This window comes from Streptomyces sp. NPDC014861 (genome assembly GCF_043081625.1).
Lineage (GTDB): Bacteria > Actinomycetota > Actinomycetes > Streptomycetales > Streptomycetaceae > Streptomyces.
On the sequence record NZ_JBIBWV010000002.1, the window covers coordinates 206,568 to 230,007 of the forward strand.

Here is a 23,440-nt window from a genome sequence, read left to right on the forward strand (position 1 = left end):
GAGACGGCGGCCGGACTAGCCGTAGACGATCCGGCGCAGCTGCCGGAGCGAGAGCTCCGGCGGTGCGACGGCCCGGTGCGGCAGCTCGCCGGCGATCCGTTCGAAGATCTCCGCGTTCACCGCACCGCCGGACTGCAGTTCGCGGTGGCGGCGGCGGACGAACTCCTCGGTCGTCTCGTCGAAGTACGCCAGCACGTCGAGCACCACCCGGGCGGCCTCACCACGCTGGAGCGCGGTGCTCCGGACCAGATGGTCGATGAGGTCGTCATGGGACGGGCGGCGTTCGAGCACCCATGAATACTGAGGGGTACTCCGCGCTTCCCGCAAGAATCCTGCCCGAAATCGGGCAGGGACCGCATGATCATCGGTCTTGACGCGGGTGTTGGTCCAGACCTTGACCCCGTGTGCGGGCGACGGTACCCATGGTCACCCACCCGCTCACCGGAAGGGGACCCCCGTGCGACGGCGTCTGCTCGCCCCCGCGCTCCTGCTGCTCGCCACCGCGCTCGGCTGTACGGAGGCGGGCACGGCCGCCCCCGCGCCGGGGCCGGCCGCCCTCCCCGCCGCCGAGCCCGACGTCCGCCCGCTCGGCCGGATCATCCCGCTCCCCGCCTCCGTCGAGCCTGGCGGCGCCCCGTACACCCTCACCGCCGCCACCCGGATCGGCGTCCCCGCCGGGGCCCCCGCGGTCCGTGCCGTCGCCGAGCGGCTGGCCGGCCTGCTCCGCCCCGCCACCGGCTTCCGCCTCCCGGTCGTCACCGACCCGGCCGCGGACCTCGTCCTCCGCCTCGACCCGTCGGCCGGCGCCCTCGGCGACGAGGGGTACGCGCTCCGCTCCGCCCCCGGCCGGCTCACCCTCACGGCCCGCACCCCCGCCGGCCTCTTCCGCGGCGTCCAGACCGTCCGCCAGCAGCTCCCGGCCGCCATCGAGCGCACCACCGTCCAGCGCCGCGCCTGGAGGATCGCCGGCGGCACCGTCACCGACACCCCGCGCTTCCCCTACCGGGGCGCCATGCTGGACGTCGCCCGCCACTTCTTCACGGTCGAGGAGGTGAAGGCGTACATCGACCGCATCGCCCTCTACAAGTACAACGTCCTCCACCTCCACCTCACCGACGACCAGGGGTGGCGCATCGCGATCCGCTCCCGCCCGGAGCTCACCTCGACCGGCGCCGCCACCGAGGTCGGCGGCGGGCCCGGGGGCTTCTACACCCAGGAGCAGTACAAGGAGATCGTGCGGTACGCCGCCGCGGCGCACATCGAGGTGGTCCCCGAGATCGACATGCCCGGGCACACCCACGCGGCCCTCGTCTCCTACCCCGAGCTGAACTGCGACGGGCGGCGGCCGGAGCCGTACACCGGCATCGAGGTCGGCTTCTCCACCCTCTGCGCGGAGAAGGAGGTCACGTACGCGTTCGCCGAGGACGTCCTACGCGAGATCGCCGCCCTCACCCCCGGCCGGTACGTCCACATCGGCGGCGACGAGGCGAAGTCCACCAGCCCCGCCGACTACCGCACCCTCATGGACCGCGTCCAGCCGCTGGTCACCCGGCACGGCAAGCAGGTCATGGCCTGGCACCAGCTCACCGGCGACGCCACCCCCGTGCCGGGCGCCCTGATCCAGTACTGGGGCCTCGACCGCACCCCGGCGGAGGAGAAGGAGGAGGTCGCCCGGGCGGCGAGGGCCGGCGCCGGCATCGTCGTCTCGCCCGCCGACCGCGCCTACCTCGACATGAAGTACGACGCCGACACCCCGCTCGGCCTCAAGTGGGCCGGCACCGTCTCCGTCCGCAGGGCGTACGACTGGGACCCGGGCACCCATCTCCCCGGCGTCCCGGAGAGCGCCGTCCGCGGCGTCGAGGCCCCGCTGTGGACCGAGACCCTGTCCACCCCGGAGCAGCTCGACACGATGGCCTTCCCCCGCCTCCCGGGCCTCGCCGAACTCGGCTGGTCCCCGGCGGCCGGCCGCGACTGGGACACGTACCGGATCCGGCTCGGCGAACAGGCCCACCGCTTCGACGCGCTGGGCATCGGCTGGTACCGGTCCCCGGAGGTGCCGTGGCCGGCCCGGTAGTCACCCCGCGAGCGCCGTCGCCGCCGGCGAGACGTACGCGTCGAGGGGCGCCCAGCCGGGGGCGGTGGGGAGGCGGGTCCCGGGCCAGCCGCGGGCGTAGGAGGGCGGGGTGCGGCCGGCGCGGACGACGACCGCGAACGGCATGGCGCGGGCCGCGGCGGCCAGGCCCGCCTCGGTGATGCTGCCGTCGTGGCCGTCGTGCCGGCGGGAGGAGCAGCCGGTGTAGTAGCCGATCGGGACGTACTCGCGGCCGGTGACCAGGCAGGGCGGGCGGACCCCGAGACCGTGCAGGGCGGTCGCGACGCCGGTGAACTGCGTCCGTACGGAACGGCTGTGGCCGACGGGCCCGATGAGGACGGCGTACTGCACGGCCAGATGGGCGGCGAGCAGGGCGGCGAGCAGGCCGGTGGCGAGGCGGCGGCGGGCCGACCTGCGGGCCGCCGCCCACAGGAGGAGCGCGCACTCGGCGGCGGGGAGGGCGAGCAGCGCGTAGGCGGGCAGCAGGAAGCGGGGGGCCGCGTACCCGAGGGTGAAGAGGTACGGCGCCGCGAGCGAGGCCGCCGTCACCGTCGCGAGGAGCACGGGCGCGAGGCGGCCGGCCCGGCGCGCGGCGACCAGTCCGCCGAGGACGGCGCACGGCAGCAGGAACCACCAGAGCGCCGTCCACGGATGCGTCCACGCGATGTCGCACGGCCGGCACAGGGTGCGCCCGGCGAGCGCCCGCACATGGTCGTCGACCGTGAAGTACCAGCCCATCGAGCCCTGGATCTCGCCGGCCCGACGCAGCCGCGCGGCGAGCCCGCCGTAGGAGGTGTAGGCCTCCACCACCCAGGGCGCCGCGCCGAGGAGCAGTCCGCCGCTGATCGCGGCCGGGACGCGGGGGCGGCGCCAGGCGGGGACCGGCAGCGCGGCGGCGAGCAGCGGCAGCGCGAGCCAGAGGCCGTCGGCGGGCCGCAGCAGGGTGACGGCGGCGACGGCCGCGCCGAGTCCGGCGAGGGCCCGCCGGTCGCGGGCCGCGCGCGGCAGCAGGCCGACGGCCACCAGGGCGCCGAAGGCGCACCACAGATTGGGCATCACGCGCGGGCCGTAGAAGAGGGTGACCCACAGCCCGGCGAAGAGGGCGCCCGCGACGGCGAGCACCCGGACGGGCAGCAGCGGGCGCCAGACCCGCAGCGCGCCGAGGAGCGCCGCCCCGGAGAGCACCGCCAGACAGACGCGGATCGCGGTGGTGGACGCGGTGAACGCGGCGACGGGGGCGACGAGATAGGTGACGCCCCGGGCCCGGGGGGCGCTGAAGAACGCGGGCGGGGCGTTGCCGCCGACCTGGCTGACGTACACGGCCTCGTCCCAGCCGAGCCCCGTCCCCGGGACGGCGAGGGCGAGCTGGGCGAGGGTGAAGACGGCCGCGACGGCGGCCAGGAGCCATCCTCCGCTCCGCACCCGCGCGGGGGGCGGGGGGTGCGGACCGGTTCTCGCCTCGGAGGTGGTCACCCCGTCAACCCTGCGGTGGACGGCGGTCGGGCACGCGGCGCCGCGCCGCGCTGCGGGGGCGCCGCCCTCGTCAGGAGTAGCGCGGGTCACACCGTGCGGGCGGGGTCGGCCGCTATTGATAAGAACAAGGTTAGGCTAACCTACCTTCGAATTGCCCGGCCGAACCCGGCACGTACCGAAAGCGACTTCGCCATGCCCAGCAACGCCCGAGCCACCTCCCTCACCCGCCGCGGCATCCTCGCCGCGGGCGGCGCCCTCGGGCTCGGCGCCGTGCTCGCCGCCTGCGGCGACGGCGACAAGACGAAGGACTCCGGTGCCTCTTCGTCCGCTTCCGCCAAGTCCGGCTCCTGGGAGTTCAAGGACGACCGCGGCCAGACCGTGAAGACCAAGACGGTCCCGAAGAACATCGTCGCCTTCACCGGCATGGCCGCCGCCCTCAAGGACTTCGGCGTCGAGGTCGCGGGCGTCTTCGGCCCGACCTACGTCGAGGACCCGAAGACCAAGGAGCGCAAGCCCGACGTCCAGGCCGGCGACCTCGACATCGCCAAGGTGAAGGTCATCGGCAACGTCTGGGGCGAGTTCAACATCGAGGAGTACCTCAAGCTCCAGCCCGAGGTCCTCATCACCGACATGTGGGAGAAGGACGCCCTCTGGTACGTGCCGGAGGAGCAGAAGGCCAAGATCCTCAAGATCGCCCCGAGCGTCGCCCTGTGGGCCTCCGGCAAGTCGATGCCGTCCGTCCTCCAGCGCCACGCCGACCTGGCCGCCTCGCTCGGCGCCGACGTGAACAGCGAGCAGGTCAAGAAGGACAAGGCCCGCTTCGAGGCCGCCGCCGAGCGGCTGCGCAAGGTCGCCCAGGGCAAGAAGGACATCAAGGTCCTCATCGGCTCCGGCGCCCCGGACACCTTCTACGTCTCCACCCCGGTCCGCCCGACCGACACCCTCTTCTTCCAGGAGCTGGGCCTCAACATCATTGTCCCGAAGAAGCTCGACCCCTCGGGCTGGTTCGAGCTCCTCAGCTGGGAGAACGTCGACGCCTACAAGGCCGACGTGATCCTGCTCGACAACCGCACCGGCACCCTCCAGCCGGAGCAGCTGAAGGCCAAGCCGACCTGGGCCGCGCTGCCCGCCGTCAAGGCCGGCCAGGTCTTCCCGCGTGTGACCGAGCCCGTCTACTCCTACGCCAAGTGCGCCCCGCTCCTGGAGGACCTGGCGACCGCCCTGGAGAACGCGAAGAAGGTGTCCTGACCCGATGACGAACGCCGAGACCGCCCCGTTCCAGTTCTTCTCCCTCCAGGTCGACCGGACGCGGCGGCTCGGCCCGTCGCTGGTCCGCGTCACCTTCGTGGGGGACGCCCTCAAGGGCTTCGCCGCCGGCGGGCGCGACCAGTCGCTCTCGCTCTTCCTGCCGCACCCCGGCCAGGACGCCCCGGTCCTCCCGCCGCTCGACGACCCGGACATGTACGCGATCCTCGGCGCCTGGCGGGCCATGCCCGACGACGTCCGGGCCGTGATGCGCTCGTACACCGTCCGCGAGCAGCGCACGGAGCCGGTGGACGAGGTGGACATCGACTTCGCCGTGCACGAGGACGGCGGGCCCGCCTGCCGCTGGGCGCAGCACGCGAAGGCCGGTGACCGGGTGGTCGTGCTCGGTCCGGCGGTCGCCGACAACACCGCCGTCCGCTTCCGGCTGCCGGAGGGCGCCGACTCGGTGCTGATCTGGGCGGACGAGACGGCGCTGCCCGCCGCGTCCGCGATCCTGGAGTGGCTGCCGGCGGAGACCCGTGCCCGGGTCTTCCTCGAAGTGCCGTACTCCGGCGACCGGACGGAGCTCGCGACGCGGGCGGACGCCTCCGTCACCTGGCTGATCCGGGAGGAGGGCGCGCCGTCCGGCCTGGAGGCGATCGCGGGTGCGGAGCTGCCCGGCGAGTCGCCCTACGTGTGGATCGCGGGCGAGTCCGGTGCGGTGAAGGCGCTGCGGCGGCACTTCGTGCGCGAGCGCGGTGTCGACCGGCGCCGGGTGACCTTCGTGGGCTACTGGCGCAAGGGCCTCTCGGAGGACGCCCTGCGCGAGGTGCCGGACGAGACGACGGCGGACGCGGCGCAGGACGAGGCGAACGTCCGCGCGGAGTAGTCCATTTCACACCGGCGGCCCCCCAACCTTCACAGGGTGGGGGGCCGTTGGCGTGAAACATTAGGTTAGGCTAACCTCACTTCCGCATCCCCGGTCGTGTACTCCCGCGTCCTCATCCCCGAAAGGGCCCCCACATGCGTGCGCACCTGCTCAACGACACGACGGCGGAGAGCTACCGACGCTCCGTCACCGAAGGAGTCGAGCGGGTGGCGAGGAAACTCGCCACGACCCGCGGCCCGTTCACCGGCGTCACCCCCGCCGAACTGGCCCCGGTCATCGACGCCGTGGACCTCGACCGCCCCCTCGGCGACGCCTCCGCCGCGCTCGACGAGCTGGAGGACGTCTACCTGCGCGACGCGGTGTACTTCCACCACCCGCGCTACCTCGGCCACCTCAACTGCCCGGTGGTCATCCCCGCCGTCCTCGGCGAGGCCGTCCTCTCGGCGGTCAACTCCTCGCTCGACACCTGGGACCAGTCCGCCGGCGGCACCCTCATCGAGCGCAAGCTCATCGACTGGACCACCGCCCGCATCGGCCTCGGCCCCCTCGCCGACGGCGTCTTCACCAGCGGCGGCACCCAGTCCAACCTCCAGGCGCTGCTGCTCGCCCGCGAGGAGGCCGGCACCGCCGACCTGTCGAAGCTCCGGATCTTCTCCTCCGAGTGCAGCCACTTCTCCGTCCAGAAGTCGGCCGTCCTCCTCGGACTCGGCCGCGAGGCGGTCGTCCCGATCCCGGCCGACAAGAACAAGCGCATGCAGTCCGTCGTCCTCGCCGCCGAGCTGGAGGCCTGCCGCGCCGAGGGCCTCGTCCCGATGGCGATCGTCGCCACCGCCGGCACCACCGACTTCGGCTCGATCGACCCGCTGCCCGAGATCGCCGCCCTCGCCGCGGAGTACGGCGCCTGGATGCACGTCGACGCGGCCTACGGCTGCGGCCTGCTCGCCTCGCTGAAGCGCCGCCACCTCCTCGACGGCATCGAGCACGCCCACTCGGTCACCGTCGACTACCACAAGTCCTTCTTCCAGCCGGTCAGTTCCTCCGCCCTGCTGGTCCGCGACCGGGCCGCCCTGCGCCACGCCACCTACCACGCGGACTACCTCAACCCCGCACGCACGGTCGCCGAGCGGATCCCCAACCAGGTGGACAAGTCGCTCCAGACCACCCGCCGCTTCGACGCCCTCAAGCTCTGGATGACCCTGCGGGTGATGGGCGCCGACGGCATCGGAGAGCTCTTCGACGAGGTCTGCGACCTGGCCTCCGCCGGGTTCGAGCTGATCGCCGCCGACCCGCGCTACGACGTGGTCGTCGAACCCCAGCTCTCCACCCTCGTCTACCGCTACGTCCCCGAGGCCGTCACCTCCCCCGAGGAGATCGACCGGGCCAACCTCCACGCCCGCAAGGCCCTCTTCGCCTCGGGCGAGGCCGTCGTCGCCGGCACCAAGGTCGACGGCCGCCAGTACCTCAAGTTCACCCTGCTCAACCCCGAGACCACGGTGTCCGACATCGCCGCCGTCCTCGATCTGATAGCCGGCCACGCCGAGCAGTACCTGGGAGAGAACCTTGTCCACGCCTGAGATCGCTGAGATCCACGACTTCATCGGGATCGGGCTCGGTCCGTTCAACCTCGGACTCGCCTGCCTGACCGAACCCATCGAGGAGCTGAACGGCCTCTTCCTGGAGTCCAAGCCGGACTTCGAGTGGCACTCGGGCATGTTCCTCGAAGGCGCCCACCTCCAGACGCCGTTCATGTCGGACCTCGTCACCCTCGCCGACCCGACCTCGCCGTACTCCTTCCTCAGCTACCTGAAGGAGAAGGGCCGGCTGTACTCGTTCTACATCCGCGAGAACTTCTACCCGCTGCGCGCCGAGTACAACGACTACTGCCGGTGGGCCGCCGACCGGCTCACCTCGATCCGCTTCTCCACCACCGTCGCCTCCGTCGCCCACGACGAGGCCGAGGGCCTGTACCTCGTCACCACCACGACGGGGGAGACCCTCCGGTCCCGCCGGATCGTCCTCGGCACCGGCACCCCGCCGTACGTCCCCGAATCCTGCGCGGAGCTCGGCGGCGACCTGATCCACAACTCGCGCTACGTGCAGAACAAGGCGGCCCTCCAGCGCAAGAAGTCGATCACGATCGTCGGCAGCGGCCAGTCCGCCGCCGAGATCTACCACGACCTCCTCTCGGAGATCGACGTCCACGGCTACAAGCTCAACTGGGTGACCCGCTCCCCGCGCTTCTTCCCGCTGGAGTACACCAAGCTCACCCTGGAGATGACCTCCCCCGAGTACGTGGACTACTTCCACGCGCTCCCCGAGAAGACCCGCTACCGCCTGGAATCCCAGCAGAAGGGCCTCTTCAAGGGCATCAACGGCGAGCTCATCGACGCCATCTTCGACCTGCTCTACCAGAAGAACTTCGCCGGCCCGGTCCCCACCCGCCTGCTCACCAACTCCGCTCTGCACAGCGCCTCGTACGACGAGGCGAGCGGCACGTACACCCTCGGCCTCCGCCAGGAGGAGCAGGAGAAGGAGTACGCGATCGAGACCGAGGGCCTGATCCTCGCGACCGGCTACAAGTACGCCGTGCCCGCCTTCCTGGAGCCGCTCCGCGACCGCCTGCGCTTCGACGGGCAGGGCCGCTTCGACGTGGCCCGCAACTACGCCGTCGACACCACGGGCCGCGAGGTCTTCCTCCAGAACGCCGGTGTCCACACCCACTCGATCACCTCGCCCGACCTGGGCATGGGGGCGTACCGCAACGCCTACATCATCGGGGCGATGCTGGGGTCCGAGTACTACCCCGTCGAGAAGACCATCGCGTTCCAGGAGTTCTCCGTATGACCGTCCGCTTCCGCCCGCTCGACCCCGTCCGGGACGCCGAGCTGCTCCACACCTGGGTCACCCACCCCAAGGCCGCGTTCTGGATGATGCAGGACGCCACCGTCGAGGACGTCGAGCGCGAGTACACGGCCTTCGCCGCCAACCCCCACCACCAGGCCTTCATCGGTCTGGTCGACGGGACGCCCGCGATCCTCATGGAACGCTACGACCCGGCCCACCTGGAGCTCGTCGGCCTGTACGACCCGCTCCCCGGCGACGTCGGCATGCACTTCCTCGTCGCCCCCACCGACACCCCGGTGCACGGCTTCACCCGCAAGGTGATCACCGAGGTCATGCGCGAGCTGTTCGCCGACCCGGCGACCGCCCGCGTGGTCGTCGAGCCCGACGTCGCCAACAAGGCCGTCCACGCCCTCAACGAGGCCGTCGGCTTCGTCCCCGAGCGCGAGATCCGGAAGCCCGAGAAGATGGCGCTGCTCAGCTTCTGCACCCGGCAGCAGTTCGAGTCCGCCGTGGGAGCCGCCGTATGAACCCCGTCGCCCACCTCACGCCCGACCTCTGGGCCGACGCCAACCGCGCCCTGATCCGCAAGGGCCTCGCCGAGTTCGCCCACGAGCGGCTGCTCCACCCCCAGGAACTGGGCGAGTCCCGCTACCGGGTGCTCAGCGACGACGGCGCCACCGAGTACCGCTTCACCGCTGACCGCTTCGCCCTCGACCACTGGCAGGTCTACCCCGAGTCGATCAGCCGCCACCGCGGCGACGAGCAACTGCCGCTCGACGCCCTCCGGTTCATCACCGAACTGCGCGGCGCCCTCGGCCTCAGCGACGAGATCCTGCCGGTCTACCTGGAGGAGATCTCCTCCACCCTGGCCGGCACCGCCTACAAGGCGACCAAGCCGCGGGTGACCGCCGCCGAGCTGGCCCGCGCGGACTTCCAGGCGATCGAGACCGGGATGACCGAGGGCCACCCCTGCTTCGTCGCCAACAACGGACGCCTCGGCTTCGGCGTCGACGAGTACCGCGCCTACGCCCCCGAGGCGGCCGCCCCGATCCACCTGGTGTGGCTGGCCGCCCGCCGCGACCGGGCCGCCTTCACCGCCGGCGCGGGCATCGAGTACGACGCCTTCATCCGCGCCGAGCTCGGGGACGCGGCCGTCGACCGCTTCGCCGCCGTCCTCGCCGACCTCGGCCTGGACCTCGCCGACTACCTCCTCATGCCGGCCCACCCCTGGCAGTGGTGGAACAAGCTGTCGGTGACCTTCGCCGCCGAGGTGGCGCAGCGGCGCCTGGTGTACCTGGGCGAGGGCGAGGACGCCTACCTGGCGCAGCAGTCGATCCGTACCTTCTTCAACACCGCCGACCCGGCCAAGCACTACGTGAAGACCGCCCTCTCGGTCCTCAACATGGGCTTCATGCGCGGTCTCTCGGCGGCCTACATGGAGGCCACGCCGGCGATCAACGACTGGCTGGCGCAGCTGATCGACGCGGACGACGTCCTCAAGGACGCCCGCTTCTCGATCATCCGCGAGCGGGCGGCGGTCGGCTACCGGCACCTGGAGTACGAGGCCGCCACGGACCGCTACTCGCCGTACCGCAAGATGCTGGCGGCGCTCTGGCGCGAGTCGCCCGTGGAGCGGCTCGCCGAGGGCGAGCGGCTCGCGACGATGGCCTCGCTGGTCCACGTCGACCACGCGGGCGCGTCCTTCGCGGGCGCGCTGATCAAGGACTCGGGCCTGACGCCCGAGGCGTGGCTGCGCGGCTACCTCGACGCGTACCTGCTGCCGGTCCTGCACTGCTTCTACGCCTACGACCTCGTCTACATGCCGCACGGCGAGAACGTCATCCTGGTCCTGGACGAGCGGGGCGCGGTCGACCGGGCGATCTTCAAGGACATCGCCGAGGAGATCTGCGTGATGGACCCGCACGCGGTCCTCCCGCCGGCGGTGGAGCGGATCCGCGCCGACGTCCCCGAGGACATGAAGCTCCTCTCGGTCTTCACCGACGTCTTCGACTGCTTCCTGCGCTTCATGGGGGCGACCCTGGCGGCGGAGGGCACGGTCGACGAGGACGTCTTCTGGCGGACGGTCGCCGCGTGCGTGAAGGGCTACCAGGACTCCAAGCCGGAGCTGGCGGACCGCTTCGCGCAGTACGACATGTTCGCGGAGACCTTCGCGCTCTCCGCGCTCAACCGCCTCCAGCTGCGCAACAACAAGCAGATGGTCGACCTGGCGGACCCGTCGGCGGCGCTCCAGCTCGTCGGCGACCTGGTGAACCCGATCGCGCGGTTCGCCTGACACGGACCGGTGCGAGCCCCGGCGGAGTACGGTCCTCCGCCGGGGCTCGCATCTTTCGTACGGGCGGGCCGGCCGGCCGCCGGGGCCCGGTTCGCGGGTGGTCGGCCGGCGGCCGGGGCCCGGTTCGCGGGTGGTCGGCCGGCGGCCGGGGCCCGGTTCGCGGGTGGTCGGCCGGCGGCCGGGGCCCGGTTCGCGGATGGTCGGTCAGCCGCCGAGGCCCAGTTCGCGGGCGATCAGCATGCGCTGGACCTCGCTGGTGCCCTCGCCGATCTCCAGGATCTTCGAGTCGCGCCACATGCGGGCCACCGGGTACTCGTTCATGAAGCCGTAGCCGCCGTGGACCTGGGTGGCCTCGCGGGCGTTGTCGACGGCGACCGTGGAGGAGTACAGCTTGGCGATCGCCGCCTCCTTCTTGAAGGGCTCGCCCTGGACCAGGCGGGAGGCGGCGTCGCGCCAGCCGATGCGGGCCATGTGGGCCCGCGTCTCCATGTCGGCGATCTTGAACTGGATGGCCTGGTTGTCGGCGATCGGCCGGCCGAAGGCGTGACGTTCCCGCGCGTACTTCACGGACTCGTCGACGCAGCCCTGCGCGAGGCCGGTGGCGAGCGCCGCGATGGCGACGCGGCCCTCGTCCAGGATGCGGAGGAACTGCGCGTAGCCGCGGCCCTCCTCGCCGAGCAGGTTCTCCACCGGCACGCGGACGTCGTCGAAGGAGAGCTCACGGGTGTCCGAGGAGTTCCAGCCGACCTTGGAGTAGGGCGCGGCGACGGTGAAGCCGGGGGTGCCGGACGGGACGATGATCGAGGAGATCAGCGGACGGCCGTCGGGCTTGCGGCCGGTGACCGCGGTGACCGTGACCAGCCCCGTGATGTCGGTGCCGGAGTTGGTGATGAAGCACTTCGAGCCGTTGATGACCCAGTGGTCGCCGTCCCGGACGGCGGTGGTGCGGGTGCCGCCCGCGTCCGAGCCCGCGCCCGGCTCGGTCAGGCCGAAGGCGCCCAGCACCTCGCCGGAGCACAGCTTCGGCAGCCACTGGCGCTTCTGCTCCTCGGTGCCGAAGCGGTAGACCGGCATGGCGCCGAGCGAGACGCCCGCCTCCAGGGTGATGGCCACCGAGGAGTCGACCCGGGCCAGCTCCTCCAGGGCGATGCCGAGGGCGAGGTAGTCGCCGCCCATGCCGCCGTACTCCTCGGGGAACGGCAGGCCGAACAGGCCCATGCGGCCCATCTCGGCGACGATCTCGTACGGGAACTCGTGCCGCTCGTAGAGGTCGCCGATCTTCGGCGCCACCACGTCGTGGGCGAACTGCTCGACGGTGCGGCGCAGTTCCTCGTGCTCGTCGGTGAGCCGGTGGTCGAGGGACATGGGTTTCGTCACTCCTTGTGGGAGAGGGCGCGGACGGTACGGGAGGGGCTGGGACGCCCCAGCTGTTCGGCCATCCACACGCTCGTGGCGGTGAGGGCGGCCAGGTCGACCCCGGTCTCGATGCCGAGGCCGTCGAGCATCCACACGAGGTCCTCGGTGGCGAGGTTGCCGGTGGCGGACTTGGCGTACGGGCAGCCGCCGAGGCCGCCCGCGGAGGCGTCCACGGTGGTGACACCCTGCCGCAGGGCGGCGAGCGTGTTGGCGAGCGCCTGCCCGTAGGTGTCGTGGAAGTGCACGGCGATCCGGGAGACCGGCACACCGGCCTCCGTCAGACCGGTCAGCAGCGCGCCGACGTGCCCCGGGGTGGCGACGCCGATGGTGTCGCCGAGGCTCAGCTCGTCGCAGCCCATGTCGGCCAGCGCCTTGGTGACGCGGACGGTCCGCTCGACGGGGACGGCGCCCTCCCAGGGGTCGCCGAAGCACATCGAGAGGTAGCCGCGGACCTTCAGGCCCGCCTCCACGGCCCGGACGACGACCGGTTCGAACATGGCGAGGGCCTCGTCGACGGTCCGGTTGAGGTTGGCCCTGGCGAACGACTCGGTGGCGGAGGCGAAGACGGCGACCTCGCGGGCGCCGAGGGCGAGCGCCCGGTCGAGCCCGCGCTCGTTCGGCACGAGGACGGGCAGGCGGGCGGGGACGTCGCGGACGAGCGGGAAGAGCGCCTCGGCGTCGGCCAGCTGGGGCACCCACTTGGGGTGGACGAAACTGGTCGCCTCGACGGTGGAGAGCCCGGCGGCGGCGAGCCGGCGGATGAACTCCGCCTTCACCCCGGTCGGGACGGCCGTCCTCTCGTTCTGCAGCCCGTCCCGGGGCCCGACCTCGTGGATCCGGACCCGGGCGGGCAGCGCCGGATCGGGGAAGGCCATGGGGAGCGTGGCGGGGAGCGTCATGCCGCGTCCTCCTCGCGGGGGGTGACCACGGCCAGGACCTGGTCCATGGCGACGGTCAGGCCGGGCGTGACGTCCAGCTCGGTGACGGTGCCGGCGTGCGGGGCGGAGATGACGTGCTCCATCTTCATCGCCTCCACGACCAGCAGGCTCTGTCCCGCCTCCACCTCGTCCCCGACCGCCACCTTCACGACGGTGACGGTGCCGGGCATCGGCGCGGCGAGCGTGTCCGCGCCGCCGTGCCGGGCCCCGGAGAGCGCGGCGGCGACCGGGTCGTGGTCCATGACGTGCCAGGAGGCGCCGTCCCGGCCGAGCCAGGCGCCGGCCCGGCGGAAGGTGTGGGTGACGCCGTCGACGGTGACGGTGACGGAGCGGTCCGTCACGCGCGCGCCGCCGGGTGCCTCCACCGTGACGGCTTCGAGCCCCGGCGCCCGGAGCGGGAAGACGAGCGGCTTCGGCGTGCCGCCGAGGCGCCAGCCGCTCGGCACGTCGAACGGGTCGGTCCAGCCGGCCCGCGGCTCGGGGGCCAGCCCGGCCCGGCGCACGGCGGCGGCCGCCGCGTACACCTCCTCCGGCACCGACCCGTCGACCAGCGACTCCGCGTCCCGCTCCACCAGGCCCGTGTCCATGGCGCCCGACACCACGTCCGGGTGGGCGAGCAGGTTCCGCAGGAAGCCCGCGTTGGTGGGGACGCCGAGGGTGACGAGGTCGGCGAGGGCGGCCCGGAGCTTGCGCAGCGCCGTGGGGCGGTCGGCCGCGTGGACGATGACCTTGGACAGCATGGGGTCGTACAGCGAGGAGACCTCGGTGCCCTCGACGAGGCCGGAGTCGGTCCGTACCCCGTCGCCCGACGGTTCGTCCAGCGCCAGCACCGTGCCGCCCGACGGCAGGAAGCCCCGGGCGGGGTCCTCGGCGCAGATCCGCGCCTCGACCGCCCAGCCGTCGAGCCGGACGTCCTCCTGGCCGAAGGCCAGCGGCTCGCCGGCCGCGACCCGCAGCTGCCACTCCACCAGGTCCAGGCCCGTGACGAGCTCGGTCACCGGGTGCTCGACCTGGAGGCGGGTGTTCATCTCCATGAAGTAGTACTGGGAGGGGTCGCCGCCCGGCACGATGAACTCGACCGTGCCCGCGCCGACATAGCCGCAGGAGCGGGCCGCGTCCACGGCCGCCGCGCCCATCGCCGCCCGGGTCGCCTCGTCCAGGAGGACGCTCGGCGCCTCCTCGATGATCTTCTGGTGGCGGCGCTGGAGCGAGCACTCGCGCTCGCCCAGGTGCACCACGTTCCCGTGGGTGTCGGCCAGGACCTGGATCTCGATGTGCCGGGGCCGGTCGATCCACCGCTCCACGAGCAGGGTGTCGTCCCCGAAGGAGGCCCGCGCCTCCCGGCGGGCCGCCGCGATCTCCTCGTCCAGGACCGCCAGGTCCCGGACGAGCCGCATGCCCTTGCCGCCGCCGCCCGCGCTGGGCTTCAGCAGCACCGGCGCGCCCATCTCCCGCGCGGCCTCGGCCACCCGGGGGTCGGCGTCGCCGGGGACGACCGGCACGCCGGCCTTCCGCACGGTGTCCTTCGCCCGGATCTTGTCGCCCATCAGGGCGATCGCCTCGGCGGACGGCCCGATGAAGACGAGTCCCGCCTCCGCGCAGGCACGGGCGAAGGCCGCGTTCTCCGCGAGGAAGCCGTAGCCGGGGTGGACGGCCTGCGCGCCGGTGCGGCGGGCCGCGTCCAGGAGCGCGGGCACGGAGAGGTACGACTCCGAGGCCGGCGCGGGCCCGATGCGTACCGCCGTGTCCGCCTCCCGCACGTGCCGGGCGTCGGCGTCGGCGTCGCTGTACACGGCCACCGAGCGGACGCCGAGCGCCCGCAGGGTGCGGATGACGCGGACCGCGATCTCGCCCCGGTTGGCGACGAGGACGGTGTCGAACATGTGCTGCATCGTCGTGGTCCTCACATCCGGAAGACGCCGAACTGGGGGTCACCCAGGGGCGCGTTGGCACAGGCGGTCAGGGCGAGACCCAGCACCTGGCGGGTCTCCAGCGGGTCGATCACGCCGTCGTCCCAGAGACGGGCGGTCGCGTAGTAGGCGCTGCCCTGGGTCTCGTACTGCTCGCGGATCGGCGCCTTGAACGCCTCTTCCTCGTCGGCGCTCCAGGCGTCCCCGAGCTGGTCGCGCTTGACCGTGGCGAGGACCGAGGCGGCCTGCTCGCCGCCCATGACGGAGATCTTGGCGTTCGGCCACATCCACAGGAAGCGGGGGGAGTAGGCCCGGCCGCACATCGAGTAGTTGCCGGCGCCGAAGGAGCCGCCGACGACGACCGTCAGCTTCGGCACGCGGGTGGTGGCGACCGCCGTGACCATCTTGGCGCCGTGCTTGGCGATGCCGCCGTGCTCGTACGCCTTGCCGACCATGAAGCCGGTGATGTTCTGGAGGAAGACCAGCGGGATCCCGCGCTGGTCGCACAGCTCGATGAAGTGCGCGCCCTTCTGGGCGGACTCGGCGAACAGGATGCCGTTGTTGGCGACGATCCCGACCGGGTGGCCGTGGATCCGGGCGAAGCCGGTGACCAGCGTCTGCCCGTACTCGGACTTGAACTCCTGGAAGCGGGAGCCGTCCACCACCCGCGCGATCACCTCGCGCACGTCGTACGGGGTGCGGGAGTCGACCGGCACCGCGCCGTACAGGCCGTACGGGTCGACCTTCGGCTCCTCGGCCGGCTCGACCGACCAGGGAAGCGGGCCCCGCTCGGGGAGGGTCGCCACGATGTTCCGCACGATCCGCAGCGCGTGCGCGTCGTCCTCCGCGAGGTGGTCGGTGACGCCGGAGACGCGGGAGTGGACCTCGCCGCCGCCCAGCTCCTCCGCCGTGACGACCTCGCCTGTCGCCGCCTTCACCAGCGGCGGCCCGCCGAGGAAGATCGTCCCCTGGTTCCGGACGATCACCGCCTCGTCGCTCATCGCCGGGACGTACGCGCCGCCGGCCGTGCAGGAGCCCATGACGGCCGCGATCTGCGGGATCCCGGCGCCGGACATCCGGGCCTGGTTGTAGAAGATCCGGCCGAAGTGCTCGCGGTCCGGGAAGACCTCGTCCTGCATCGGCAGGAAGGCGCCGCCGGAGTCGACGAGGTAGAGGCAGGGGAGGCGGTTGTCGAGCGCCACCTCCTGGGCCCGCAGGTGCTTCTTCACCGTCATCGGGTAGTAGGTGCCGCCCTTGACGGTGGCGTCGTTGGCGACGATCACGCACTCGCGGCCGCTCACCCGTCCGATGCCCGCGACGACGCCGGCGGCCGGGGCCTGGTCGCCGTACATGCCGTGCGCCGCGAGCGGTGCCAGCTCCAGGAAGGGCGAGCCCGGGTCGAGGAGGGTGTCCACCCGGTCGCGCGGCAGCAGCTTCCCGCGCGCGGTGTGCCGGGCCCGGGACTTCTCACCGCCTCCGAGCGCGGCCTCGGCGAGCTTGGCGCGCAGGGTCGCGGCCAGCTCGTGGTGCGCCGCCTCGTTGGCCCGCCAGGCCGGCGAGGCGGGGTCCGCCGCACTCGACAGCACAGGTGCCTGCTGCATCGACCGATCTCCCTTGTCCGGTTAATGAGCGTTAACGTACGCGTCCCAGGTTAACGACCGCTAACCGGGTTGTCTAGAATCGAATCCATGACCACGAGCCCGACCCGGATGGACGCGTCGACCCGCCGCGAGCAGATCCTCAAGGAGGCCGCCCGCCTCTTCGCCGAGCGCGGCTTCCACGGCGTCGGCGTCGACGAGATAGGAGCCGCGGTCGGCATCAGCGGCCCCGGCCTCTACCGCCACTTCCCCGGCAAGGACGCGATGCTCGCCGAGCTCCTCGTCGGCATCAGCGAACGGCTGCTCGACGGCGGACGGCTGCGGGCGGCGGCGTCCGACGGCGACCCGGCGGCCCTGCTCGCCTCCCTCATCGACGGCCACATCGACTTCGCCCTCGACGACCGGCCGCTCATCACCCTCCACGACCGGGAGCTCGACCGCCTCAAGGACGAGGACCGCAAGCGGGTCCGGCAGCTCCAGCGGCAGTACGTCGAGCTGTGGGTCGACGTCGTGCGCACCCTCCACCCGGCGGCGGGCGAGCCGGAGGTCCGGGCGGCGGTCCACGCGGTCTTCGGCCTGCTCAACTCCACCCCCCACCTGCGCACCCCGCTCTCCCGCGAGGCCCTGGAACAGCTCCTGAGGAACCTGGCCCACGGCGCGCTGCGCGCACTGGACACCCCGGCCCCCTGAGCCGCCCCGGCGTGGCGCGTCCTGAGACACCGCCCCGGCGGGCGCGGGGGCGCGGCAGAATGAGGCGCATGCCGATACTCAGCCGTGACGCCCTCGTCGAGCACCTCCTCCGCAGCCGGATCGCGGGGGACGTCGCCACGCCCCGTGAGAACAACCTGGCCCACTACCGGAAGCTCGCCAACGGCGACCGGCACTACTGGCTCGGTCTGGAGCTCGGCGACCGGTGGACGGACGAGCAGGACGTCCTGGCGGTCATGGCGGAGCGCTGCGGTGTGGTCGACGACCCCGCCCACCGGGCCGGCCAGGACACCATCGACCCCGAGCTGACCGTGGACGCCCTGGACCGGATGGCCGCCCGGCTCAAGGAGGCCGCCGCCGGCCGGCAGCGGGTGCTGTTCGCGACCGGGCACCCGGGCGCGCTGATCGACGCGCACAGCCGGGTCGCCGCCGCGCTGCGGGCGCAGGGCTGCGACATCGTGCGGATCCCGGGCGGGCTGACCGCCGACGAGGGGTACGTGGTGCAGTTCGCCGACGTCGCCGTCTTCGAGCGGGGCGCCAGCCTCTGGCACACCCACTCGCCCGAGCCGATGAACGCGATCCTCGACGGCCTCGCCCTGCTCGGCGAGGCCGCGCCGGACCTCGTCGTCGCCGACCACGGCTGGGCCGGCCGCGCCGCGCAGCGCGGGATCGACTCCGTCGGCTACGCGGACTGCAACGACCCGGCGCTCTTCCTCGCCGAGGCGGAGGGGACGATGAAGGTGACCGTTCCGCTCGACGACCACGTCGTGGACCCCCGCTTCTACGAGCCGCTGACCGCGTACGTGCTCGACGCGGCCGGTCTGTCCGTCTGACCCCGGCCGGTCTGCCGGTCTGATGCGGCCGGTCTGCCGGTCTGATGTGGCCGGTCTGCCGGTCTGATGCGGCCGGTCTGTCCGTCTGATCCGGCCGGCCTACCGGTCTGATCCGGCCGGTCCCGGCGTCGGGTCCAGGTAGACCCGGCGCACCGAGGGGAAGCGGGCCCGCAGCCGGGCCTCCGCCTGTTCGCAGGCCCGCTCGACCTCGGCGGCCGTCGCCACGTCCCGGAAGTCGACCTTCGCGGCGACCAGCACCTCGCCCGGCCCCTGGATCAGGGTGATCAGATCCAGGACGTCCACCACGGGCTCCACGCCCAGCAGCTCCTCCCGTACCTCCGCGCGCATCGCCGGGGGCAGCGGGCGGCCGATGAGGAGCTGGGCGTTGGCGTGGCCCAGTGTCCAGGCCACGTAGACGAGGAGGCAGCCGATCAGGATCGAGGCGACGCCGTCCCAGACGCCGGAGCCGGTGATCTGGCCGCCGAGGAGGCCTCCCGCGGCGAGCATCAGACCGGCGAGCGCGGCCGCGTCCTCCAGGACGACCGCCTTCACGGTGGTGTCCGGCGTCAGCCGCAGGTACTGGGCGAACGGCGCCCGCATCCGTTCCGCCTCCGCCTTGACCTGCTTGACGCCGGTCCGCAGGGAGAAGCCCTCCAGGACGAAGGCGACGGCGAGGACGACGTAGGAGACGAGCGGGTCGCCGAGCTCCTCGCCGTGGGTGAGGGTGTGGATGCCGTCGTAGATCGCGAAGACCGCGCCGCCGACGAAGGTGGCGACGGCGGCGAGCATCGCCCACACGTACCGCTCACCCGCGTGCCCGACGGGATGGTCCTCGTCGGCGGGCTTCTCGCTCCGCTTGAGCGCGGTGAGCAGCATGACCTCGGTGACCGTGTCGGCGACCGAGTGGGCGGCCTCCGACAGCATCGCGCTCGATCCGCTGATGACGCCCGCGACGGCCTTGGCGATCGCGATCCCGAGGTTCGCGCCCGCCGCCACGAGCACGGTGAAGGTGCTCTCGCTGTTGTCGGCCCTGCCGCCCGCATCCGTCATGACATCGGACGGTATGTCCGGTCAGGGGCGCGGGACGCGAACGACACCCTCCTGGATGACGGAGATCGCCAGACGCCCGTCCCGGGTCCAGATCTTCGCCTGGCCGAGGCCGCGCCCGCCGGAGGAGGACGGCGACTCCTGGTCGTAGAGGAGCCATTCGTCGGCCCGGAAGGGCCGGTGGAACCACATGGCGTGGTCGAGGGAGGCGCCGACCACGTCGCCGACGGCCCAGCCGCCGCGCCCGTGGGCGAGCAGCACCGAGTCGAGCAGCGTCATGTCGGAGACGTAGGTGGCGAGGACGACGTGGAGCAGGGGTTCGTCGACGGCGCCGCCCAGTTTGCCGTTGGTGCGGAACCAGACCTGCGAGCGCGGCTCGCGCGGCTCCCCGACGGAGCCCCAGGGCGGGACGTCGGCGTACCGCAGGTCGACGGCGGCGCGGGCCTCGACGAGCCGCCGGGCCACGCCCTCCGGCAGGTGGCGCGGCAGCGTCTCCTCGGCGGTCGGCAGCGACTCCGGGTCGGGCGCGGCCGGCATCGCGTCCTGGTGGTCGAGCCCCTCCTCGTACGCCTGGAAGGAGGCGGAGAGGTGGAAGATCGGCCGGCCGTGCTGGATCGCGACGACCCGCCGGGTGGTGAAGGAGCGGCCGTCGCGGATGCGGTCGACCTCGTAGACGATCGGCGCGCCCGGGTCGCCCGGCACGAGGAAGTACGCGTGCAGGGAGTGGGCGAGACGATCCGAGGGGACGGTCCGGCCCGCCGCCACCAGCGCCTGGGCGGCCACCTGGCCGCCGAAGACGCGGGGGACGATCGCGGACCGGGACTGTCCCCGGAAGATGTCCCGCTCGATCCGCTCCAGGTCGAGCAGAGCGAGCAGGTCATCCAGTGCGGAAGGCGCCTCGGGCACTTACAGGCCCATGCTCTTCGCGATGATCGACTTCATGATCTCGCTGGTGCCGCCGTAGATGCGGTTGACGCGGTTGTCCGCGTACAGGCGGGCGATCGGGTACTCGTTCATGTAGCCGTAGCCGCCGTGCAGCTGGAGGCAGCGGTCGATGACGCGGTGGGCGACCTCGGTGCAGAAGAGCTTGGCGGAGGCGGCCTCGGCCGGGGTCAGCTCGCCCGCGTCCAGGGCCTCCAGGGCGCGGTCGGCGACGGCCTCGGCGGCGTCGACCTCGGCCTGGCAGGCGGCCAGCTCGAACTTGGTGTTCTGGAAGTGGGCGACCGGCTTGCCGAAGACGACGCGGTCCTGCACGTACTGCTGGGCGAAGCGGACGGCGGCCTTGGCCTGGGCGTAGGCGCCGAAGGCGATGCCCCAGCGCTCGGAGGCGAGGTTGTGGCCGAGGTAGGAGAAGCCCTTGCCCTCCTCGCCGAGGAGGTCCTCGACGGGGACCTTGACGTCGACGAAGGCGAGCTCGGCGGTGTCGGAGGTCTTCAGGCCGAGCTTGTCGAGCTTGCGGCCGATCGAGTAGCCCTCGGACTTGGTGTCCACGGCGAAGAGCGAGATGCCGAAGCGGCGGTCCTCCGCGGAGGGGGCGGAGGTGCGGGCGCAGACGATCACGCGGTCGGCGTGGACGCCGCCGGTGATGAAGGTCTTGGCGCCGTTGAGGACGTAGTGGGTGCCGTCCTCGGAGAGCTTGGCGGTGGTCTTCATGCCCGCGACGTCGGAGCCGGTGCCCGGCTCGGTCATCGCGAGGGCCCACATCTCCTCGCCGGAGACGAACTTCGGCAGGTAGCGCTTCTTCTGGTCGCCGGTGGCGAGCATCTTGATGTACGGCAGGGCGAGCAGCACGTGCACGCCGGAGCCGCCGAACTGCACGCCGGCGCGGGAGGTCTCCTCGTAGAGGACGGCCTCGAACTTGTGGGTGTCGAGGCCGGCGCCGCCGAACTCCTCCGGCACGTTGATGCCGAAGATGCCCAGCTCGCCGAGCTTGTAGTAGAAGTCGCGCGGCGCCTGGCCGGCCGCGAACCACTCGTCGTAGACGGGGACGACCTCGGCCTCGATGAAGGCCCGGATGGTCTCCCGGAACGCCTCGTGGTCCTCGTCGAATACGGTACGGCGCACGGTGCGACTCCTCCGGGTGTGCGGGGCCAGTTGTCTAAGCGCTTGCTCAGTCTGTCTCCTCCGAAGTTACCCAGCGGTCACCCGCCCTGTCCAGACTCCTCGCCTGTGATCCAGGCCCTGCCCACGGAGTCGTACCCGTACACGGGCCGCCCCTTCGCCCCGCTCGTCCGAAAGGGTCCGCCGTCCTCGTCCCCGATCCGGACCGTGCCCCGGCGCCCCTCCGAGCTCCAGTCCAGCTCCAGGTACCAGCGGCAGTCGCACCTCACCGCCGCCGCCGAGACCAGCAGCTCCTCGGGCTCGGTGAGGCTGACCGCGTACGGGAAGGAGACCGCAGGGAGCGTCCGGCCCTCCTGACCGGAGGCGTCGTACCCGTCCAGCGGCCGGGCCACCGGCCGCTGCCGGTCCAGGTCCACCTCGAAACGGCGCGGCGTCACCGCCCCGCCGCACCCGTCGTCCATCCGGTACCCCGCCCACGGCACCGGCGCGTCCCGCTCCACCACCCGCACGTGCAGCGCCTGGAGCACCACCGCCGCGGCGCCCTTCCCCTGCACCGACACCCGCACCAGCGTCTCGCCGCCGTGCACGGCCCCCTGCGCCGTCGCCCAGCGCCGCGCGTCGGCCGCCTCGGGCGGGGGAGGGGGCGTCCGCTCCACCAGATAGGTGTGCCCGCACCCGTTCTTCCAGAGGTGCGAGGAGACGGTCCACGTCAGCGGCGGGGGCGCCGGAGGCTGGGCGGCCCGCTCCCGCGCCTTCCCCGGCAGGAGTACGGCTCCGAGGGTCATCGCCCCCACGACCGCCAGCGCCCCGCCGACCACCGCCGGCCACCCCCAACGCCGCCGCCGCCGCTCGGACGGGAGGCCCGGCACGCGGGCGTGCACGGGCTCCAGCTCGGACCCGGCCGCGACCTCCGGGACGGGTACCGCCTCCGGGGCGAGTACGGGCTCCGCCGCGGACGCGGCCTCCGGGGCGGACGCGGCCTCCGGGGCGGGCTTGGGATCCGACCCGGACACGGCCTCCGGGGCCGTCGCCGGCATCGAGGCCGGGGCGCCCTCCGGCGCCGGAGGGCGGCGGGTGCGGTCCGCGCGGCTCCAGGCGGCCTCCAGGGCCCGCCGCTCCTCCTCGTCCGCCCCGCACAGCAGGGCGAGGCGGTCGACCACGCCGAACTCCTCCGGGACGGTCGCGCCGGAGCAGTAGCGGTGGAGGGTGGACGCGCTGACGTTCAGGCGCCGGCCCAGCGCCTCGTAACTCCGCCCGTCCCTCGCCTTCAACGCGCGCACGAACCGCGCGAACTCCTCGACGGCGGCGTCCTTCGGCATTCCATCCCCCTCGACCCTGCGTCCCACGCCTTCACGTCCTTGCACGTCAGCGGGGGTGGAATGGTTCCGGGACGGGGGACGGGCGCGTCACCGTTGCATGCGGCGGGCGGCGGCCCGAGGCTGATGGAGCACTGACCGAACGACCCGACGGGGGATCCACCACCATGAACAAGCTCCGTGCCGCACTCGCCGCCACCGCCACCGCCGCCCTGGGCCTCGCCGCCCTCGCCGCCGGCCCGGCGCAGGCCGCCGCCCAGCCCGCCTTCCTCGCGGCCTCCCAGATGCCGAAGTCGTCCACGCCGTGGACCGCCACCCAGATCTTCAACGGCGTCCCGGAGAACGGCGGCGCCCTCTGCGCCCCGTACAAGATCCCGGCGCAGAACTCCCGCTACCGCGAGTTCAGCACCGAGCTCGACACCAACGGCGTCCAGATCACCAACGTCGCCCGCACCGAGGCCGACGCCGTGAAGCTGGTCGACACCCTCCGCAAGTCCCTCGCCGGCTGCGGCTCCCTCCTGGAGAAGCAGAACCCGGGCCTGAAGGCCGTCAGCGCCTTCCACGGCAAGCTCGCCGTCGAGGAGGGCGCCTGGGTCTACAGCCTGGACACCGCCGACCCGCAGATCGGCAACACCGACATCCACCTCTTCTCGGTGGGCCGCGACGGCAGGACGGTCACCTTCGTCCGCTGGGGCCAGATGGGCGACTTCAAGGACGCCCCGCTGACCGCCTTCCGCACCACCACGAAGACCGCCGTCAACAAGCTGTACTGACCCG

20 protein-coding genes are annotated in these 23,440 nt (G+C 72.7%); 10 read left to right on the top strand and 10 right to left on the bottom strand.

Annotated elements, in window-relative coordinates:
• Positions 1–15 precede the first annotated feature (15 nt).
• The gene (locus tag ACF1BN_RS04750; RefSeq protein ID WP_030493927.1) at positions 16–291 is read right to left on the bottom strand and encodes a hypothetical protein; all 276 of its coding nucleotides are present in this window, start codon (positions 289–291) and stop codon (positions 16–18) included.
• A gap of 166 nt (positions 292–457) precedes the next feature.
• Here ACF1BN_RS04750 and ACF1BN_RS04755 point away from each other — a divergent pair, with 166 nt between their 5' ends.
• Positions 458–2,074 carry a beta-N-acetylhexosaminidase gene (locus ACF1BN_RS04755; RefSeq protein WP_392330132.1) on the top strand — a complete coding sequence of 539 codons (1,617 nt, stop codon included), beginning with the start codon at positions 458–460 and terminating at the stop codon, positions 2,072–2,074.
• Here ACF1BN_RS04755 and ACF1BN_RS04760 read toward each other — a convergent pair whose 3' ends face one another.
• Positions 2,075–3,565 carry a hypothetical protein gene (locus ACF1BN_RS04760; RefSeq protein WP_392330133.1) on the bottom strand — a complete coding sequence of 497 codons (1,491 nt, stop codon included), beginning with the start codon at positions 3,563–3,565 and terminating at the stop codon, positions 2,075–2,077. It abuts the gene before it with no gap.
• A gap of 192 nt (positions 3,566–3,757) precedes the next feature.
• Between ACF1BN_RS04760 and ACF1BN_RS04765 the strand changes: the two genes are divergently transcribed.
• The 6 genes from ACF1BN_RS04765 (at position 3,758) to ACF1BN_RS04790 (ending at position 10,836) form a co-directional block, all read left to right on the top strand.
• Entirely contained in the window at positions 3,758–4,813 is a 1,056-nt protein-coding gene (locus ACF1BN_RS04765; RefSeq protein ID WP_392330134.1) for an ABC transporter substrate-binding protein, read from the top strand.
• Between the two features lie 4 nt (positions 4,814–4,817).
• Entirely contained in the window at positions 4,818–5,699 is an 882-nt protein-coding gene (locus tag ACF1BN_RS04770; protein WP_392330135.1) for a siderophore-interacting protein, read from the top strand.
• 134 nt (positions 5,700–5,833) lie between these two features.
• Positions 5,834–7,273 carry a pyridoxal phosphate-dependent decarboxylase family protein gene (locus tag ACF1BN_RS04775; protein ID WP_392330136.1) on the top strand — a complete coding sequence of 480 codons (1,440 nt, stop codon included), beginning with the start codon at positions 5,834–5,836 and terminating at the stop codon, positions 7,271–7,273.
• Positions 7,260–8,543 carry a lysine N(6)-hydroxylase/L-ornithine N(5)-oxygenase family protein gene (locus tag ACF1BN_RS04780; RefSeq protein WP_392330137.1) on the top strand — a complete coding sequence of 428 codons (1,284 nt, stop codon included), beginning with the start codon at positions 7,260–7,262 and terminating at the stop codon, positions 8,541–8,543. Before ACF1BN_RS04775 ends, ACF1BN_RS04780 begins: the two co-directional genes overlap by 14 nt.
• Positions 8,540–9,070 carry a GNAT family N-acetyltransferase gene (locus ACF1BN_RS04785; protein ID WP_392330138.1) on the top strand — a complete coding sequence of 177 codons (531 nt, stop codon included), beginning with the start codon at positions 8,540–8,542 and terminating at the stop codon, positions 9,068–9,070. Before ACF1BN_RS04780 ends, ACF1BN_RS04785 begins: the two co-directional genes overlap by 4 nt.
• Positions 9,067–10,836: an IucA/IucC family protein gene (locus tag ACF1BN_RS04790; RefSeq protein WP_392330139.1), complete on the top strand. Its 1,770-nt coding sequence runs from the start codon at positions 9,067–9,069 to the stop codon at positions 10,834–10,836. The genes ACF1BN_RS04785 and ACF1BN_RS04790 overlap by 4 nt, the downstream gene beginning before the upstream one ends.
• A 204-nt stretch (positions 10,837–11,040) precedes the next feature.
• On the opposite strand, the gene ACF1BN_RS04795 is transcribed toward ACF1BN_RS04790, so the two are convergent.
• Genes ACF1BN_RS04795 through ACF1BN_RS04810 form a run of 4 tightly spaced genes read right to left on the bottom strand, consistent with a single transcriptional unit; the run spans position 11,041 to position 16,701 of the window.
• On the bottom strand, positions 11,041–12,201 hold the full coding sequence (locus ACF1BN_RS04795; RefSeq protein ID WP_392330140.1) for an acyl-CoA dehydrogenase family protein: 1,161 nt from the start codon (positions 12,199–12,201) through the stop codon (positions 11,041–11,043).
• Positions 12,202–12,209: 8 nt separating this feature from the next.
• Positions 12,210–13,151, bottom strand: a complete 942-nt coding sequence (locus ACF1BN_RS04800; RefSeq protein WP_392330141.1) for a hydroxymethylglutaryl-CoA lyase — start codon at positions 13,149–13,151, stop codon at positions 12,210–12,212.
• Positions 13,148–15,073 (bottom strand): biotin carboxylase N-terminal domain-containing protein, encoded by a 1,926-nt coding sequence (locus tag ACF1BN_RS04805; protein WP_392330482.1) that lies wholly within the window; start codon positions 15,071–15,073, stop codon positions 13,148–13,150. The genes ACF1BN_RS04800 and ACF1BN_RS04805 overlap by 4 nt, the downstream gene beginning before the upstream one ends.
• 20 nt (positions 15,074–15,093) lie before the next feature.
• Positions 15,094–16,701, bottom strand: coding sequence for a carboxyl transferase domain-containing protein (locus ACF1BN_RS04810; protein ID WP_392330142.1), 1,608 nt, complete (start codon positions 16,699–16,701; stop codon positions 15,094–15,096).
• Positions 16,702–16,788: 87 nt separating this feature from the next.
• On the opposite strand from ACF1BN_RS04810, the gene ACF1BN_RS04815 reads away from it, so the two are divergent.
• On the top strand, positions 16,789–17,388 hold the full coding sequence (locus tag ACF1BN_RS04815; protein WP_392330143.1) for a TetR/AcrR family transcriptional regulator: 600 nt from the start codon (positions 16,789–16,791) through the stop codon (positions 17,386–17,388).
• 68 nt (positions 17,389–17,456) lie between these two features.
• Positions 17,457–18,239 (top strand): phosphatase, encoded by a 783-nt coding sequence (locus ACF1BN_RS04820; RefSeq protein ID WP_392330144.1) that lies wholly within the window; start codon positions 17,457–17,459, stop codon positions 18,237–18,239.
• Positions 18,240–18,338: 99 nt separating this feature from the next.
• Here ACF1BN_RS04820 and ACF1BN_RS04825 read toward each other — a convergent pair whose 3' ends face one another.
• From ACF1BN_RS04825 to ACF1BN_RS04840, 4 genes are all read right to left on the bottom strand, one after another.
• A complete protein-coding gene (locus tag ACF1BN_RS04825; RefSeq protein ID WP_392330145.1) occupies positions 18,339–19,289 on the bottom strand; it encodes a cation diffusion facilitator family transporter in 951 nt (316 codons plus the stop codon).
• Between the two features lie 21 nt (positions 19,290–19,310).
• Positions 19,311–20,192 (bottom strand): acyl-CoA thioesterase, encoded by an 882-nt coding sequence (locus ACF1BN_RS04830; RefSeq protein WP_392330146.1) that lies wholly within the window; start codon positions 20,190–20,192, stop codon positions 19,311–19,313.
• Positions 20,193–21,350 carry an acyl-CoA dehydrogenase family protein gene (locus ACF1BN_RS04835; RefSeq protein WP_392330147.1) on the bottom strand — a complete coding sequence of 386 codons (1,158 nt, stop codon included), beginning with the start codon at positions 21,348–21,350 and terminating at the stop codon, positions 20,193–20,195. It abuts the gene before it with no gap.
• Positions 21,351–21,427: 77 nt separating this feature from the next.
• Positions 21,428–22,666 carry a helix-turn-helix domain-containing protein gene (locus ACF1BN_RS04840; RefSeq protein WP_392330148.1) on the bottom strand — a complete coding sequence of 413 codons (1,239 nt, stop codon included), beginning with the start codon at positions 22,664–22,666 and terminating at the stop codon, positions 21,428–21,430.
• Positions 22,667–22,830: 164 nt separating this feature from the next.
• On the opposite strand from ACF1BN_RS04840, the gene ACF1BN_RS04845 reads away from it, so the two are divergent.
• Complete coding sequence (locus ACF1BN_RS04845) at positions 22,831–23,436, top strand: hypothetical protein (protein WP_392330149.1); 606 nt, start codon at positions 22,831–22,833, stop codon at positions 23,434–23,436.
• Positions 23,437–23,440 lie beyond the last annotated feature (4 nt).